Consider the following 16,774-nt stretch of genomic DNA (forward strand, 5'->3'; position numbering starts at 1 on the left):
GGAGCTTCAACTAAAAATCGCTTTATTTTTCTAATTTGCCACTAAAATTTATTGATTGATTTGTTAGTCAATACATTATATGATGGATATGCAAATAATATATTTAATGAAAAAGGGGAGATATAAATGGGAAAATTACAGGGCAAAGTAGCAATAATTACTGGCGGCGCTGGTGGTATTGGTAGCGGAATGGCAACAGCTTTTGTTAAGGAAGGTGCAAAGGTTGCTATTGTCGATCTTAACGAAGAAGCAGGCCAGAAAACAGTTAAAAAACTTCAGGAGTACCAACCGGAATGTATGTTTATCCAAGCAAATTTAATGGAGCATGATAAGCTTGCGGGAGTAGTTAAGCAGGTTGCAGATCAATTGGGTACGATTGATATTCTTGTAAATAATGCACACGCATCCAAAATGGCTTCAATTGAAGATATAACTCAAAAAGAAATGGATCTATCCTTTAATACAGGATTTTATCCAACATTCTACTTTATGCAGGCAGCACTTCCTTACTTAAAGGAAACAAAAGGAAAAATTATTAACTTCGCATCAGGCGCTGGAATTAAAGGAGATGTGAACCAAGGATCCTATGCAGCTGCAAAAGAGGCTATTCGCGGAATTACACGTGTTGCTGCGAATGAGTTTGGTCCATATGGTATTAATGTAAATATTATTTCTCCGATTGCTAAATCTGAAGGAATGATTCAATGGGCAGAGGCTAACCCGGAATATTATCAAAGAATGCTTTCCGGTATTCCATTAAGAAGAGCAGGCGAAATTGAAGCAGATATCGGTAGAGTAGCAGTTTTCTTAGCAAGTGAGGATTCAGATTATATTACAGGGCAAACGATTATGGTGGACGGAGGATCCATCCAGCTTCGTTAAATAATAAAACATTGATCCACAAGTCTGATAAAACAGGCTTGTGGATTTTAAAGGGAGAATAAACTATGCGGGGAACAAAAGGGAAGATTCATTTTGCATGGTGGGTCTTATTAGGCTTATCGATTATGATTGGACTGGCACGTGGAGGAATAAATAATGCTGGTGGATTGTTTTTGGCACCAGTATCACAGGATTTAGGGATCGGAATTGGAAACTTAACTATCTATCTTAGTATTTCTTCCATTGTAACAATGCTTTTCTTACCATTGGCAGGTAAAATGATGGCTAAATATGACATTCGCGGCCTTTTGATTATTGCTATTATCCTACAAGCAGGCTCGTTTGCACTATTTGGCTTGATGGATTCTGTGTGGGGCTGGTATGTGCTTTCTGTGCCGATGGCTTTTGGCGCAATTTTTGTTACGACAATGGCAGGTCCTGTATTAATTAATCGTTGGTTTAAAGAAAAAAATGGACTGGCAATGGGTATCATGATGGCAGCGGTTGGCTTGTTCGGTGCGTTCATTCAACCATTAGCCGGAAGCTTAATTGGAGAGCAGGGCTGGCGTCAAGCTTACATCATCTTAGGTGTGGCGGCGATTATTATCGTAGTTCCTGTTATATTATTGTTTATTAGAAAGAAGCCAGAAGAAAAAGGCTTGTTACCATATGGCATGCTTCAGGTGCCGGAGGGTGAAAAGCAGTCTCAGCCTGCAGAGCGTGGGGTAACCATGGCGGATGCTAAGAAATCATTGGCATTTTACTCCATGCTTCTGTTCCTGTTCTTTATGACAGCAATTGGCAGCTTTGCACAGCATATTGGACCATATGCGATGGGAATCGGCTACGAGGTTGATTTCGCAGGAAAAGTAATGGGTGCATTCATGGTAGGTATGCTCGTTGGAGCTCTTGCGTTTGGCTTTATGTCAGATAAAATTGGAGCGAAAAATACTGCTATTATCTCTATGCTAAGTGGAATTGTAGCTGTTAGTTTATTAATCTTTGTCCCAGGAAATGCGGCTATCTTCACATTAGCAATTGGTATTTTTGGTTTTGTAACAGCATCCATTGGAACATTGGGACCATTGCTAACGTCTTCTATATTTGGTAATAAAGAATATAGTCAAATCTATGCATCTATTGGAATTGGTTTAGCAGTAGCTGGTATTGTGGCATTGCCTGGTTATGGTTATGTTTATGATTTAACTGGAAGCTACACACTTGTATTGTATACCATTATTGCAATGCTAATTATTAATATTGTCCTTGTTACGCTTGCTTTCAAAGGAAAGAAAAAGCTGGAGGATGAAGGATTGTATAATTAATAGATACGAAAAAAACGCAGATATGAAGTCTGCGTTTTTTTTGTTGATATAGATGGTTAATGGACAAAAGCAGAGATCATTGAATTAGTTGTAAAAAAGAGCCTCACCCTGATATCGTGCTTCTATTTTCTACTAGTAAAATAGCTTTGGCTTGTGCTTGTTTGCTGTTGGGGCTGACTTTTTCTCTCTATAATCCTCGTTCATAGTCAAAGAACCGCAGTGATCATCAAATTCAAATGGAATAACTTGTTCATACGGTGGCGGAGTTAGTTTTACATTTGCGGAATGTCTGTATGGTGTATCAATGTTATGATCCTCTGTATCTCTTTCCTCGCGTAATTGATCCACAGCAAGCTCTCCTACCTGTCTTCCCAGTCGCAAGCCCTGCTCATTATCTACTGGGAAATGGACCCCTGCATATAAACGGGATTGTGCAGCTTCTTCAGCTAGCTCGTGCAGACGACGTCTTTCTGCAGGGAAAAAGTATGAAAGCACAGTTTCCGCAGCACCGGCAACAGCCGCATGACCAGATGGATAAGAAGGGTGTCTCGGCGTACAAAGGAAGGTTGCCAGGTTGTGATCTAATTGGTTTGGACGGGCGACAAACCATTTAAATTTATAAGACCATGGTAAAACGAATGCATCATTTATTGCCGCATGCAGTGCTGCTAATATTCTTGCGCCCCTCGGAGCCTCTACGCCATAGGAATCGATTAGTTGATCTGCAATCGGTGTCCATTGCTTAGTAGCTACTCCTGATCCCCAGTATGTGGCAATTGTTTTTTGTTCCCTCGTTAACTTTCGCTGCGTTCGTTGTACAACAGCTAATTGTTTATACCAGTCGATCGACTCAGGATGACGAATTTTAAAGTGAATCGTCTTTCCATTGAAGGCTGATACCCATTCATTCTGTTGATATCGAATAAAGTATGTTGTCCAGCTGCCGGCATAAGGAGCTTCGGCATTGTCAGGTGCTTTCGTTTCTCCTGCATACGGAAGTTCATTCCAACGGGGATAATCAGTATGTGGTGATCTTTTACTCATTGTCTTGCACCTCATTTCTAAACATATATAACTACAATATGTATAGAATGGGTTCTCGTATAGTTGATATATCACGGAAATGAACGAAAGAATAAATGTTAAAATAACATTTTTATACTTTTTCACAAGGACAACCGCCTCTTTTCCCGCTATAATGTAGATACAGAAATCTTTGTCGGGGAGTTTAGTCATGGTACAAAAACATAGATATCAATTATTGCTGGATAAAGTGAATCAATATAATTCAGGGGATAAAGGGATTACAAGAATTGCTTATACAGACCTGGAACAAACGTGCACACATGCCTTTATGCGCTTGTGTATTGCGGAGGGCATGGAGGTACGTCTGGACCCAAGTGGAAATATGATTGCACGGAGACAAGGTAGAAATAATGAGCTGCCCCCCGTTCTTATGGGATCGCATTTGGATACGGTTTATCAAGGAGGGCGCTATGACGGGACGGTTGGAGTAACGGCTGCACTGGAAGTAGTGAAACGTATGAATGAAAAAAACATCATAACAGAGCATCCAATCGAGATTATTTCCTTTGCCTGTGAAGAATCTGCCCGCTTTGGTGTCTCCACGCTTGGTAGTAAAGCAATGACAGGTGCACTGGAAAAAGAGAAATATAGGCATCTCAAAGACCGTGATGGGATTACGGTTGAAAAGGCATTTTCTTTATGTGCGTTGGATTATGACCAGATTGATCAGGCGAGCAGGGCCGATGAGAAGATAAAAGCCTTTTTCGAATTGCATGTAGAGCAAGGGCCTGTATTATTAAACAACAAAAAGAAAATTGGGATTGTCACTGGAATTGCTGCACCAATTCGATTTTCAGTAAAGATGCTCGGCAAGGCTTCCCACTCAGGTACTACACCAATGAACATGAGAAAGGATGCACTTCTTGGTGCCGCTGAGTTATCTCTCGAGCTGGAACGAGCTGCGAAGCTTGAAGAAGCGGCTGGCACAGTTGCTACGATTGGGTATTTGAATTTACCTAATGGAGCGATGAATATTGTGCCAGGAGAGGTAGAACTTAAAATTGATATTCGTTCCACTTGCTTGGAATCAAGGCAACGGGTGGCTGAACATGTACATCATGCTATCGCTAAAATCCAAGCCGAAAGGGAGCTGGGCATCGAAACAGTTGAAATTGCTTCGGAAGAGCCTGTGCAATTATCGGCAGAAATGAATCAAGACCTTGTAACTATTTGCGAAGAAAAATCGCTATCCTATCAGCAGATGCATAGTGGCGCAGGTCATGATGCAATGAATATGGCAACACTTTGCCCTGTTGGCCTTATTTTCGTTCCTTCTGTAGATGGGCTTAGTCACCACCCCAATGAATTTACGGAGCTGGGCGATATTTTAGCAGGAATCGATGTGTTGGAAGAAGCGGTAGTGCAATGTGCGGGGGTAGCTGACTAAAGAGACAAGCCTAATAAAGTTGAGTTTATTTAAATGAAAAAAGGGTACACAGACGCAATTGCTCATTGCGTGCGTGTACCCTCTTTGCTGTCTTCATACTTTGCAGAAATGAACCCAAGCGTTATACCCAGTAATGCACCACCCAATACTTCCAACGGTTGGTGGCCAAGTATTTCTTTTAATTCCTTCTCTTTAGCAACAAATTCCAAGCTAGGAAATTCACCTGAAAGATCAGCAAATTTATCCTCCAGTTCATTAACAAGCTGAGCAATCTCCCCTGTATGTCGACGAATCCCTTGCGCATCATACATAACAATCACTCCGAATACGGTAGCTAGCGCAGTTTCCGTATGACGGGAGCCTTTATTGGCAGCAATATACGTTGCCAGTGCAGAAACACCTGCAGAATGGGAGCTCGGCATTCCACCTGTCGTCGCAGCCTGCTTGATATCCCATTTCCCTGTCAGCCTTTTATGTGTCAGGATCTTTAGCCCTTGCGCAATTCCAATGGATGCTAATGCGGTGATAATTCCTTTATTCATTTTCGTCTCCACTATGTAACCTCCCATAAATCTGTCTATTCATTTCTTACCCTTAATGAGATGTTTTTATGCGAGGGAAGAAGTTCCTACGTCTTTTTCCCACTATTCATTACTATAAAAATTTTGTACGCTAGTTGTAGAGAAATAATGAAAGGGGAGGATGGCTATGAATATAGCAAATGATTACAGAAGGAAATTATGCAGTCCGGCAGACGTGATGTCTTTTGTTAAACCAGAAACGGATTTGATCACACCACTACTTGCAGGCGAGCCATACGGTCTAATGAAACAGTTGGAGACTGCAGGGCATCTGCAGGGGAATCGGCTTTATCAAATGTTTTCAACAAGAGATGTGTTGGAGGTAGACCCGGAAAAGGTAAAACTGATATCAATGTTTATGGGAGCAACCGAGCGGAAGGCGTTTAAGGAAGGCAAGTTAGATCTACTGCCAAATCACTTTTCAGATATACCAGCACTGTTAAAGCAAACAGCAAGAAACCCTGTAGTAATGGCAGTGGTTTCCCCAATGGACAAAAATGGCTACTTCTCACTAGGTACCAATTGTGATCATACTGCTGCACTGCTATCAACGGCTGAAACCGTATTAATTGAAGTAAATGAAAATATGCCTCGTACCTTTGGGGAAAATCAAATACATATTTCGCAAGTTACAGCCCTAATTGAAAATCACCAAGCGTTACCTGAGGCTCCCGCTGTATTGCGTCAGTCAGAAAAGGATAAACGCATTGGAGAGCATGTTGCTGAACTTATCGATAATGGAGATGTGCTGCAAATTGGTTTTGGTTCTATTCCCAATGCCATTATGGATTATTTAAAGCATCATAGAAATTTGAGTATACATACGGAAATGATTCCAGAAAAAATTATCGACTTATTTGATAGTGGTGCCGTAACAAATGAAAATAATCCATTCTATAAAGGGAAAATGACAGCAACCTTCGCTTATGGTTCCAGGTCTCTGTATGATTTCCTACATGAAAATAAGGAGGTTTATATGCTTCCTGTAAACAAGACAAATTATATTTGTGAGCTGCAGGCAGTGAAGAATTTAGTAACGGTAAATGCAGGGGTAGAGGTTGATTTTCTTGGCCAGGTCAATTCCGAAATGGTAGGAGGAAATTACTGGTCTTCCACGGGAGGGCAAGCTGATTTCCAATTAGCTTCCCGCATTTCAGAAGGAGGTAAGGGGTTTATTTGTCTGCACTCAACAGCGAAACAAGATACAATTTCAAAAATAGTCCCTACATTAAAGCCAGGCACTCCTGTGACCACTTCCAAAAACGATGTTGATTATATTGTAACAGAGTATGGTGTAGCAAAATTACGGGGGAAGGCAATTAGAGAACGCACGAAAGCATTAATTGATATCGCCCATCCTGCTTTTAGGGATGAGCTGCTTTTTGAAGCAAAAAAACTTGGATATGTATAAGCGTAAGGCAGCGCTCCTTCCATTGCTTTCTCGTTTTTCTTGCCCTATACTAACATGACAGAATACTTGATTGAAGGAAGGATGAATAAGCATGACATTTGAAGAAATACTCCCACAAGTAAAGGCAGGTAAAAAGGTAATCCGTCAGGGCTGGGGAGGTCCTGAACTCTATGTGAAGCTTGTTGGTGAAACAGAGCATGATGGAGAAAGATTGAATCCATATTTTTTGATTAATGTAGAGGGGGAGGGCTACACCATGTTCAGCCCAACCGTTTGCGACATTCTTGCTGATGATTGGCAGATTGTTGAGCAGGAAGCCCGCCGCTAATGGAAAGTAAGATGAGATTTCCTGAGTTTAACGGAAAAACAGTATTTGTAACCGGCGCAGGTTCAGGTATTGGCCGAGCACAAGCATTAGCTTTTTTAGAAAATGGTGCAAATGTAGTTGGCTTTGATCTCGTTGGAAAAGGATTAAACGAATTTTTTCAGCAATATGAAGCTCGATTTTTGTTTATCGAGGGCAGTGTTTCAGAAAAGAAAGTCGTTGAAGAAGCGGTTCAGCATGCTTTAGCTGAATTTGGCAGAATTGATATTTTACTAAATACAGCTGGTGTGCTGGATGGCTATGCAAAAACCTTGGATACGGATGAAGCATTATGGGACAGGGTTATGAATACAAACATAAAAGGCACTTACTTTGTAACGAATGCCATTCTTCCCCATATGATAGAAAATGCCTCTGGGGTCATCGTGAATATGGCTTCGATTGCAGGGCTTGTTGCTGGTGGGGGAGGAGCTGCTTATACAGCTTCTAAGCATGCCATTATCGGTTATACGAAGCAGCTTGATCTGGATTATTGCCGTGAAGGAGTCCGCGCAAATGCAATTGCACCGGGAGCTATTCAAACTCCAATGAATGCAGCTGATTTTGCTGGGGATGGTGCGATGGCCGATTGGGTAGCAAGTGAAACACCTGCCGGGCGCTGGGCTCAGCCAGAGGAGGTTGCTGGTCTGACGCTTTTTTTGGCAAGTAATGCAGCAGATTACATACATGGAGCAGTTATGCCAATGGATGGTGGCTGGACAATAAAGTAAAGAATGCCTATTCGAATTTAAAATAGTTTGCTATAATAGGCAGGCAGGCTTGCGAAGGTCTGCACTACGGCACTTGGTCTTCCTTTGGTCGTAGTTATTACTAAGACAGTAGGAAACTGTCTTACAAAGGAGATAGTAAATTGAATAAAACGATTTCGAACACGTCGGTTACCACATCCGTCAGCGAACTAACCAAAGTAGCGCTCATTGTAGCACTATATGTAGTTGTTACAGCCTGGTTTGCAGTATTTAGCTTTGGAGCGATCCAGTTAAGAATGTCAGAGATGTTCAATTATCTTGCACTCTATCATAAACGATATGTCCTTGCTGTAACATTAGGTGTAGTGTTTGCTAATTTTATGTCCCCAACATGGATGCTCGACGTACCTATTGGTGGGCTTGCTACTTTTCTTGTATTAATTTTATGTCGGGCTGCTACGAAAAATATTTCAAATCAAATAGTGAAGATGGCAGTAACTGCTGTAATTTTTGCATTATCTATGTTTACAGTTGCTGGGCAATTATCGATTGTGCTTGATTTGCCATTCTTTTATACATGGCTTACCGTAGGGCTTGGAGAACTATTGTCCATGACGGTTGGTGGATTTTTTGTTTATATATTAAGTAAGAAAATTGATTTAAGCAAATAGTAAAGTAAAGAGGCTGGAAGGAATATTACCTTTCAGCCTCTTTTGGTATGTAAAAAGCCCAAGCGGGAGTTCTCATTTGCTTGAGCGAGGGTGTGCCTGGGTTCTTATTCTGCTTCGGTAAGTACGTAGCGTTCTTTTCTTAATGCTTGCTGCAACGAGCTGAAAGTAGTCATCTTAGAAAAATCAAGTCCCAGCTGTACAGATGTCTGGGCAATCTCCGGGCGAATTCCTGTAAAAGTAACTTCAATTCCCAGCAAATTTAAAACTTGTGTCACTTGAAAAATCTGATTTGCTACCATTGTATCGATGACAGAAACCCCTGATAAGTCAATAAATAATCTGGTAATCTCCTCTTCCATGCATTTATTAGGGACTACCTCTGCGATCTTCCTGGCCCTGAAAGTATCAATTTCTCCAATCATCGGCAGTACTCCAATGGTATCATTGAGCTTAATAATAGGTGCGCCGAGTTCATCAATAAGACTTTGTTGGGCTGATAGTCGGGTGTTCATCAGTTCTGCATATGTACGGGTAAATGCAATATTTAACTCGTCAAATGCTAAGTGAATCGTCTCACCCCATTTTAAGATGACCTCTGTGGGAATTGTTTCTTCCTGCTCATTTACAAATCGTTCAATTTGCCAACCAAAAACTTTTCTGACCCTGCTTAGGGCATCGATGACATCAGGGAATGGCGTGTTGCTGGCAACCCTGCTTTCTGCAACCAAATGAGCCCATTCGATCTTATTTTGTTCAAAATTACCTTCTGCCCCGAGAAGACTACTTGCTATAGTCAGATTCGTCATTTTATTCTGCTTGCGAAGCGTCTGTTCTGTTTCTGACCCTGCATCTATCGAATAAACGGAATCAGAAGTATTGTCTCTCAGTGCGAGCCATTCGTCTGTAATTTTTGTCGTGTTATCCAAAATATATGTATATAATCTTTGATTCCAATCCGCCATTGTTATTCTTACTCCTTTATAGTGGAAGTATATTGCCAAGCTGCCATTTTAAGAGCAAGTGGCGCTCATTTTTCTTCTGTTCTCATATTACCAAATTTCTTCACCGATGCATAAGATTTATATGCTCCTTTCCATTTTTCACTAAAAAGAATTATCATTCATTATTGTTATTATAATCAAAAAACGAAACCTAATCTTCCGGGAAGCGTAAAAAAGAATAGATGCTAACCGGAAATGGAGGGATAAGGTTTTGGCTATGAAAGAAAGAAAAGAAGACAGACGTATGCGAAGAGCAGAAGTCATTTCTGATATAATCAGCTGGATACCGGAATTGCTGTTCCTGCCAATCAGATTAGTTATTTGGTTGTTAAGAGGGCTAGTGAGCCTTGTTAAAGGAGTGCTCGGAAATTGGTAGAAGTGCAAGTGCAAAAAGGTTTATGGAAGGAGAATGAAAATGGGATATGTCGAGGAGCTTAGAGCAATTGTAGGGCACCGACCACTAATATTTGTTGGTGCGGTAGTCATACTAGTAGATGACAAAGGGAGAATCCTCCTGCAACAACGGAAGTTCCCGCTTGGCACGTGGGGGTTACCGGGCGGACTAATGGAGCTGGGAGAGTCAACAGAGGATGTGGCCAGACGCGAAGTTTATGAAGAGACAGGTTTAATGGTAAATGACCTCAACCTGATAAACATTTATTCTGGGCCTGACCAGTTTATTAAAGCAGAAAATGGGGACGAATTTTACGTCGTAACCGTTGCTTATTCTTCAGAAGCTTATACAGGAGACTTAACGATAGACGCAACGGAATCTATTCATTTAGCATTTTTTCACCCGAACGAATTACCAACGCCGCTCGTTAAAAGTCACCAAAAGATTTTAAAAGAATTCTTGTCATGAGGCGGATGACGGACATTGGGAACGCGAAACTGGGTGTGAATGTCTATCATAAGGTTGATGACGGACATTGGGAGCGAGAAACTGGGTGTGAATGTCTATCATGATGTAGATGACGGACATTGGGAGCGTGAAAATGCCTGACAATGTCTATCATCAGGCATAAGTCGGACATTCAGAGATGCAGGTTAATAGATTCTCCCTACAGCTTTCTACTGTCCATCATCAATCCCTCATCATTCCATCTCAAATCTCCGGCTCCTCTCCAAAACCTTCCCCCACGCTTACATTCAGTTATACACTTTCTCAAGGACTTGCTTTTTATGAACATTAGAAGCTCGGCGAGAACGTCTACACTGCAATAGAACGACCACCCCAATGAAGCCTATTCCAACTAAATCCGATATTACCCCCGGATACATCATGAAAAAGCCAATTGATATTAATAGCATACGTTCAAGCATGCTTGCCTTTCTGATCAACCAGCCAATTAAGCCGGCTGCGAGCATGACGACACCGAGGAGGGCGGAAAGTACAGAAGTAAGAATTTCCCCCGCCGAACCATTTAACAATAATGAAGGTTCAAAAACGAACAGGAATGGCACGATAAAGCCAACCAGACCAAGTCTGACAGCCTCTATGCCAACCCTGTTCGGATTGGCGTTAGCAATTCCCGCTGCAGCAAAAGCAGCAACAGCCACCGGAGGCGTGATTGCAGAAAAAATAGAGAAATAGACAATGAATAAATGTGCTGCCATGATAGGTACACCCAGTTCAATGAGGGCTGGTGCTGCAAGCATTGCTGTTAAGATATATGCAGCAGCAACAGGCATGCCCATTCCGAGAATGATACATATTACCATAATGAGCAATAAGGTTGGCAAAAGCATTCCCTCTGTTAGCCCGAGCACGATACTTGTTAATTTACCGCCAAGCCCAGTCGACATAATCCCTGCGATAACTAATCCTGCTGCGGCACAGGCGGTAGTTACGGGGATGGCTGATTTGGCGCCATCAATCATTGCTGCCGTAATTCCCTTCCAGCCCATACGTGTATTTTTTCTGAAAAAGCTAATAAGAATAACGGAAATAATACCGTAGAAGCCTGTTCGAGAAGCGCTAGCGCCTGCCAATAAAAAGGTAATTAACACGACTAATGGCACGAAGTAATGCCAGCCATCTTTTAAAACGGCCGAAATTTTTGGAATAGAATCTTTGGAAGCTCTGGGAAGGTCCAGGCGTAATGCTTCAAAGTGTACCATTGCTAATAAAGATACATAATAAAGTATTCCTGGAACGATTGCTGCAAGTACAATTGCCTCATATGGTAATTGTGTAACGGCAGCCATTAAAAAGGCTGATGACCCCATGATTGGTGGCAGGATGCTCCCACCTGTAGAGGCTGCGGCTTCTACCGCTGCAGCAAATGTTGGCTTATAGCCAGTTTTCTTGCTTACTGGAATAGTAAATGCTCCAGTTGTTACGACATTTGCAGTTGGACTCCCGGAAATAGAACCGAAAAAGGCGCTTGCTAACACAGCTACCTTTGCGGCGCCACCTTTGGTTCTTCCGGCAATGGCCGTGGAAAGCTGAAAGAAGAATTCTCCAGCTCCTGCTTTATTCAAAAAGGCACCGAACAGAATAAACATAAAGACAAAGGAGGCTGCCACAGAGATTGGTGACCCCCAGAGGCCATTCAAGCTAAAAGCCAGATCATCGAGCACCTCCACGGTGGTAAAAGGCCGATGTCCAAGCATCCCCTCAAAAAAATGACCCCATCGTGCATAACCTATGCCGATTAATGAAATAATTACAATCGGTAAACCGATCGTCCTGCGGGCAGCCTCTAAACTAAGCAGGACGAATACCAATCCAAAAAATATATCTGCACTTGTTAGTGGCTCCATTATAGGAATGCGGACAGCAATTCGCTCGGCGTGAAGGCTGTAATACACTCCGGCCGCTAATGCAAGCAGCACAGCAACATAATCGAAAAATACAACAGCCTTGGATTTTGCAGTACGTTTAATTAAAAAGGTTAAACCTAAAATAAGTGCAAGGTGAATAGCCATTTGGTTCATTGGGTTTAATTTCCCCCAAGTGACAGACCAAATTTGAAACAAGCTTAATATAATAGCAATACACACAAATAGTTGTGAACGTAATTTTGTTAAGCTGTGTTTCTCCTCAGCCAAAATGATCCCTGTTAATATCTTCTTCACAATAACCCCTCATTCCATAGGAACTCTCTCCATGTTGCTCCCAATAATCTAGTTATCTATCCAACCCTTTTCCTTAAAAAACTTTACTGCGCCAGGGTGAAGAGGGACATCTCCAACATCCATCATGTTTTCTCCAGACAAATTCTCAAATTCCTTATGTACCGTCTTTAAATAATCCAAATTCTCATAAATAGCTTTGGTAACTTGATAAACTTCCTCTTCGGATACATTTTGGTTTACAAGTAGAATAGCTGGTGTATTTACCGTGTTAATATCATCTTTTTGAAAATTGTAGCTTTCTGCTTGGATCTTTCCTGTCAGCATTCCAAGCTCATCTGCAACAGACTGATTTACCTGTTGCTCCAAGGCAAGCATTTTTAAATCAATGGTTGTGGAGGCTTCCAAAATATCACTCGAAGGTACAGAAACTGCATCACCCGTTATGTCTACTCGCTTATCTGCCATCAATTCAAATGTTTTTGCCCCACTTAAATGATCGACTGATCCACCCCAGGAGATGATATCCTCATACGTTACACCATACTCGTCGAGCATTTTTCTGGTGATGATTTCGCCAGCAGAGCCTTTTTGATCTACAGCCAAGTGAATCGGAGCTTTATTTTCTATAATTTCTTTTAATGAATCATATCCCAAATCTGTTCTGGCAACTAACTGAAAGTAGTTTGCAGGAATAACCACACTTACAGCTCGAATATCGTCATATGGCTGGTCATATGGTTCTTCTCCTTTGTATGCAGCATAAGCTGTCATCGTATAGGACAATCCATATGGCACCTTATTCATCCCAACAGTTGGTGGATTTTCCACAATGCTACCTGGTTCCACGGTAATAACGGATCCGTCATACTCTCTGCGAATGGACTCAGCAATTCCTTCTGTAAAAACAGACCATGCTCCCCCTGTTCTTCCACCAATTATAATGGTTTGAAGAGCTGTATTTTCCCCCTCTGTTTGCTCAGAGCTAGCTGATCCTGACGCCCCACATGCGGTTAAAAATAGTAGAATTAATAATGACAGCAGTACACTATTCCTCTTCATTATCATCTGTCTATTGCTCCTTTGCTGATGATTTCTTTGGCCCTGGTTTTACTTGTAAGCTAATGTCCAAAGCAGTTACAGAGTGGGTTAGAAATCCCAAAGAAATATAATCTACCCTGTGTGTTGATATGTTGCCAAATTATCAAGTGTGATACCGCCAGACGCTTCTGTAATAATAGAATCAGGTACATATTTGTTGAATTGAATTACTTCTGCAGGAGAACGATTATCAAACATAATAATGTCAGCACCTGCTTCCACAGCTTCGAGGACTTCTTCCTTCGTTTCGGTTTCCACTTCAATTTTCACCATATGTCCGACTTTTTCCCGCACCTGATGGACTGCTTTTGTTATGGAGCCGGCAAATGAAATATGATTATCCTTAATCATTACCCCATGCTCCAGGCCGAAGCGATGGTTCCTTCCACCACCGCATGTCACCGCATATTTATCGAACATCCGTAAGCCAGGTGTAGTTTTTCGTGTGTCACAAATATGTATGGATGGATCGTTTAATTCGCTGACGCTTCTTGCTGTAATAGTCGCAATTCCGCTCATTCGTTGGATAAGATTTAAGATAACCCGCTCTCCGGCAAGTAACGGAACAATTGGCCCGTGCGCCTCGGCAAGTACATCTCCGCCCCTCACTTGATCCCCGTCTTGAAAAAATACTACTACAGTAATGGAAGGATTTAGAAGCATATAAGCCTCTTCAATAATCTCCAAACCCGCCACCACCCCTGACTCTTTAGCGATAAAAACGCCATGGCCTGGCTGATTTGGAGGAAAAATGGATTCACTTGTTATATCTGTATCCCCTATGTCCTCTATCAGAAATTGCTGTACTAAATTTCGTAGTTTTAATTTGTTCATTTCTAAACCCCTTATTGGATATTGTGATATTTTTCACATTTAAACCCCTGTTTTCCTATTGCTGTTACACCTGATTGAAATGTAAAGTACATTTTTATATTATTAAGTATACAGGTGTCTTGTCATCTATATTTACACAAGTTTTAGCGAAAGGCAAGCGTTTTTTTGCTATAATATATGGCATAAGGAAATTGCGGATTCAGGAAGGTGCTACATAATGAATGAGGAACAGAAAATGTCATCAATAAAAAGGCAAAACCTAATTATGAAGTTGTTACGCGATGCAGAGGAGCCAATTACTGGCAGTGAATTTGCAAAGCAAACGAATGTCAGCAGACAGGTAATTGTGCAGGATGTCTCAATATTAAAAGCAAAAAAAGAACCAATTATGGCCACAAGCAAGGGTATGTACTGCTGGACAAGCAGAAGAGTCAAGGTCTTCTGGAACGAATTGTTGTATGTAAACATACACCCAAGCAAACACAGGAAGAATTGAATATTTTTGTTGACCATGGAGTTAAGGTGAAGGATGTCATTGTTGAACACGCGGTTTATGGTGACCTGACCGCATCTGTCATGGTAAGCAATCGGGCAGAAGCAAACCGATTTATTGAAAGAATACAGGAAACGAATGCAGTCTATCTTTCGAGTCTTACGAATGGAATTCATCTTCATACATTGGAGGCAGATACGCAGGAAAAACTGGATGCCGCCTGTGATGCTTTGAAGAAAGCTGGGATATTGGTGGAATAGTTTCTTGTGGGGAGCTTAAAAAGACGGACAACTTCCAGTAGTTGCAGCTGTCCGTCCAGCTTAAATGATTAAGAATAAGTGCTTGAAAGTAGCTTATACTGATCCACTGATATAAGACAAAACAGTTATACTCAAAACTAAACCAATAATTCCTGTTGCAAGTCCAGATTGCTTTCGCCGGGAAAAGGTAATCCCGACTATTGAAGTAATTAGACCGAACATGGGAATGAATGGTGTGATCCAATAAAGAAAAAATGAAAATATGCCTAACAATAATCCGGCAAGTGACCAATAATTTTTTTCTACTGCTGCATATTTCTTTGGTGAACTAGCTTTTAATCCAGTCTTCATAATTCCACCTCTTCCATCTACTAATTATTACCATATTATCATATATTTCGTTATTAATTGCCTTAAATTATAAAACCATAATAAAATAGAAAAGAGACGATAAGAATCTATTATGAAAGTCGAACAGACTGAAATGAGGTAAAATGAGTTGAATGATATAGAAGAAGATTCGAACATGAAGAAAAGTGATTTTAGAGCTACTATAAAAAAATTGGTAGAGCATAAAAATTTTCAATCTGCTGTTATTGCGATTATTGTTTTAAACGGGATCGTCATTACCGCAGAGACTTATTTTATTGGAAATACTTTTTTGCAAGCAGTGGATCGGATTATTATCTGGGTCTTTGTCGTGGAGCTTTTGCTTAAAATGATCGGGCTTGGTGTGAAGGGCTACTTCTCAAAGAAATGGAATATTTTTGACTTTGTCATTGTAGCAGGGAGTCTAGTGTTTTATACTACACCGTTTGTTAGTGTGATGCGATTACTGCGGGTGCTAAGATTACTCCGAATGATTCCAGCCATCCCTGCGTTACGAAAGATTGTTGATTCCCTTATGAAATCTATCCCTGCACTGACTGGGATCCTTGGTTTATCAATGCTGATTTTCTCTATTTATGCGATTATTGGAACGACTTATTTTAGGGATGTGCTACCTGGAGAGTTTTTTGGCAGCTTCCATACGTCACTGTTTACCTTATTGCAGGTAGTTACTTTTGAATCGTGGGCAAGTCAGGTTGCTCGGCCGGTTATGAGCGAGGTACCGTGGGCATGGGTCTATTTTGTTTCGTTTATCATTATTGGTGCATTGGTTATTTTGAACTTGATTGTTGCTGTGATCTTAAGTTACCTGGGTCAAGAGGAGGAGGACAACAGAGGCGGACAGATGGATCGTTTATATAATGAAAACGCTGAAATTAAACAAGAGCTGCGGGAAATCAAAGCGCTGTTGGCGGATAAAAAAACAAATAATGACAGTGAATGAATGTCTTTAAAAGTAATTGATGCCCAACATTTCGCTTATGATAGACATTCCCGCGAGATTTTGCGCTCGCAATGTCCGTCATTGACATTATGATAGACATTCCCGCATGATTTCGTGCTCGCAATGTCCGTCATCGTCCTTATGATAGACATTCCCGTGCAATTTCGCGCTCTCAATGTCCGTCATTGGCATTATGATAGACATTCCCGCATGATTTCGTGCTCGCAATGTCCGTCATCAGCATCATGAAAGACATT

16 protein-coding genes and 2 pseudogenes are annotated in these 16,774 nt (G+C 41.2%); 11 read left to right on the top strand and 7 right to left on the bottom strand.

Going from position 1 to position 16,774, the window contains the following annotated elements; translation table 11 throughout:
- Positions 1-126: 126 nt before the first annotated feature.
- Together JCM12304_RS03970 and JCM12304_RS03975 are read left to right on the top strand one after the other, a co-directional pair.
- Positions 127-882, top strand: a complete 756-nt coding sequence (locus tag JCM12304_RS03970) for an SDR family NAD(P)-dependent oxidoreductase (protein WP_060678616.1) — start codon at positions 127-129, stop codon at positions 880-882.
- 65 nt (positions 883-947) lie between these two features.
- On the top strand, positions 948-2,207 hold the full coding sequence (locus JCM12304_RS03975) for an MFS transporter (protein ID WP_060678617.1): 1,260 nt from the start codon (positions 948-950) through the stop codon (positions 2,205-2,207).
- 132 nt (positions 2,208-2,339) lie between these two features.
- Here the strand turns inward: JCM12304_RS03975 and JCM12304_RS03980 are convergent, their stop codons facing one another.
- A complete protein-coding gene (locus JCM12304_RS03980) occupies positions 2,340-3,251 on the bottom strand; it encodes a vanadium-dependent haloperoxidase (protein WP_060678618.1) in 912 nt (303 codons plus the stop codon).
- A 190-nt stretch (positions 3,252-3,441) separates the two neighbouring features.
- Here JCM12304_RS03980 and JCM12304_RS03985 point away from each other — a divergent pair, with 190 nt between their 5' ends.
- Positions 3,442-4,680, top strand: coding sequence for a Zn-dependent hydrolase (locus JCM12304_RS03985; RefSeq protein WP_060678619.1), 1,239 nt, complete (start codon positions 3,442-3,444; stop codon positions 4,678-4,680).
- 62 nt (positions 4,681-4,742) lie between these two features.
- On the opposite strand, the gene JCM12304_RS03990 is transcribed toward JCM12304_RS03985, so the two are convergent.
- Positions 4,743-5,222: a divergent PAP2 family protein gene (locus JCM12304_RS03990; protein ID WP_033353510.1), complete on the bottom strand. Its 480-nt coding sequence runs from the start codon at positions 5,220-5,222 to the stop codon at positions 4,743-4,745.
- Positions 5,223-5,388: 166 nt separating this feature from the next.
- On the opposite strand from JCM12304_RS03990, the gene JCM12304_RS03995 reads away from it, so the two are divergent.
- The 4 genes from JCM12304_RS03995 to JCM12304_RS04010 all read left to right on the top strand — a co-directional run bounded on the left by JCM12304_RS03995 (position 5,389) and on the right by JCM12304_RS04010 (position 8,417).
- Positions 5,389-6,672 (top strand): acetyl-CoA hydrolase/transferase family protein, encoded by a 1,284-nt coding sequence (locus tag JCM12304_RS03995; RefSeq protein ID WP_060678620.1) that lies wholly within the window; start codon positions 5,389-5,391, stop codon positions 6,670-6,672.
- Between the two features lie 91 nt (positions 6,673-6,763).
- Positions 6,764-7,000: a DUF2829 domain-containing protein gene (locus JCM12304_RS04000; protein ID WP_060678621.1), complete on the top strand. Its 237-nt coding sequence runs from the start codon at positions 6,764-6,766 to the stop codon at positions 6,998-7,000.
- A complete protein-coding gene (locus JCM12304_RS04005) occupies positions 7,000-7,767 on the top strand; it encodes a 3-oxoacyl-ACP reductase (protein WP_256200754.1) in 768 nt (255 codons plus the stop codon). Before JCM12304_RS04000 ends, JCM12304_RS04005 begins: the two co-directional genes overlap by 1 nt.
- A 140-nt stretch (positions 7,768-7,907) precedes the next feature.
- On the top strand, positions 7,908-8,417 hold the full coding sequence (locus JCM12304_RS04010) for a QueT transporter family protein (protein WP_019375886.1): 510 nt from the start codon (positions 7,908-7,910) through the stop codon (positions 8,415-8,417).
- Positions 8,418-8,521: 104 nt separating this feature from the next.
- On the opposite strand, the gene JCM12304_RS04015 is transcribed toward JCM12304_RS04010, so the two are convergent.
- Positions 8,522-9,379 (bottom strand): STAS domain-containing protein, encoded by an 858-nt coding sequence (locus tag JCM12304_RS04015; RefSeq protein ID WP_060678622.1) that lies wholly within the window; start codon positions 9,377-9,379, stop codon positions 8,522-8,524.
- Positions 9,380-9,629: 250 nt separating this feature from the next.
- On the opposite strand from JCM12304_RS04015, the gene JCM12304_RS19275 reads away from it, so the two are divergent.
- Entirely contained in the window at positions 9,630-9,794 is a 165-nt protein-coding gene (locus tag JCM12304_RS19275) for a hypothetical protein (protein WP_019375888.1), read from the top strand.
- A gap of 39 nt (positions 9,795-9,833) precedes the next feature.
- A complete protein-coding gene (locus tag JCM12304_RS04020; protein WP_060678623.1) occupies positions 9,834-10,280 on the top strand; it encodes an NUDIX hydrolase in 447 nt (148 codons plus the stop codon).
- Between the two features lie 287 nt (positions 10,281-10,567).
- Here the strand turns inward: JCM12304_RS04020 and JCM12304_RS04025 are convergent, their stop codons facing one another.
- From JCM12304_RS04025 to nadC, 3 genes and pseudogenes are all read right to left on the bottom strand, one after another.
- On the bottom strand, positions 10,568-12,499 hold the full coding sequence (locus tag JCM12304_RS04025; RefSeq protein ID WP_060678624.1) for a TRAP transporter permease: 1,932 nt from the start codon (positions 12,497-12,499) through the stop codon (positions 10,568-10,570).
- A gap of 48 nt (positions 12,500-12,547) precedes the next feature.
- Positions 12,548-13,564, bottom strand: coding sequence for a TAXI family TRAP transporter solute-binding subunit (locus tag JCM12304_RS04030; RefSeq protein WP_060678625.1), 1,017 nt, complete (start codon positions 13,562-13,564; stop codon positions 12,548-12,550).
- Between the two features lie 4 nt (positions 13,565-13,568).
- Positions 13,569-14,431, bottom strand: a pseudogene (gene nadC, locus JCM12304_RS04035) (carboxylating nicotinate-nucleotide diphosphorylase).
- A gap of 217 nt (positions 14,432-14,648) precedes the next feature.
- On the opposite strand from nadC, the pseudogene JCM12304_RS04040 reads away from it, so the two are divergent.
- Positions 14,649-15,184, top strand: a pseudogene (locus JCM12304_RS04040) (transcription repressor NadR).
- A 93-nt stretch (positions 15,185-15,277) separates the two neighbouring features.
- Here JCM12304_RS04040 and JCM12304_RS04045 read toward each other — a convergent pair.
- The gene (locus JCM12304_RS04045) at positions 15,278-15,535 is read right to left on the bottom strand and encodes a hypothetical protein (protein WP_060678626.1); all 258 of its coding nucleotides are present in this window, start codon (positions 15,533-15,535) and stop codon (positions 15,278-15,280) included.
- Between the two features lie 148 nt (positions 15,536-15,683).
- On the opposite strand from JCM12304_RS04045, the gene JCM12304_RS04050 reads away from it, so the two are divergent.
- A complete protein-coding gene (locus JCM12304_RS04050; RefSeq protein WP_082387971.1) occupies positions 15,684-16,517 on the top strand; it encodes an ion transporter in 834 nt (277 codons plus the stop codon).
- Positions 16,518-16,774: the final 257 nt, after the last annotated feature.

This window comes from Virgibacillus halodenitrificans JCM 12304, from assembly GCF_001310895.1.
In the GTDB taxonomy this organism is placed as follows: domain Bacteria; phylum Bacillota; class Bacilli; order Bacillales; family Amphibacillaceae; genus Virgibacillus_Q; species Virgibacillus_Q halodenitrificans.